The 431-nt window shown below is 70.8% G+C and carries 1 pseudogene; it reads left to right on the top strand.

Going from position 1 to position 431, the window contains the following annotated elements:
• Positions 1-431: pseudogene (locus tag ACLBXP_RS25275) on the top strand (1-deoxy-D-xylulose-5-phosphate synthase); the annotation flags it as partial.

Below are 431 nucleotides of genomic sequence, written 5' to 3' on the forward strand. Positions count from 1 at the left end.
GCGGACGCGGACGAGAAGGTGGTGGCGATCACCGCGGCGATGCCGGGGGGCACGGGCATCGACCTGTTCGCCAAGGCGCACCCGGAGCGGACCTTCGACGTGGGCATCGCCGAGCAGCACGCGGTGACGTTCGCGGGGGGGCTGGCGACGGAAGGGTACAAGCCGTTCGTTGCGATCTACTCGACCTTCCTGCAGCGGGCCTACGACCAGGTGGTGCACGACGTGGCGCTGCAGAACCTGCCGGTGCGCTTCTGCATGGACCGTGCGGGTCTGGTGGGGGCGGACGGGGCGACGCATGCGGGGGCGTTCGACCTGGCGTATCTGTGCTGCCTGCCGAACATGACGGTGATGGCGGCGGCCGACGAGGCGGAGCTGGTGCACATGGTGGCGACCGCCCACGCGCACGATGCGGGGCCGATCGCGCTGCGCTA

It is taken from the genome of Methylobacterium sp. A54F, assembly GCF_053346035.1.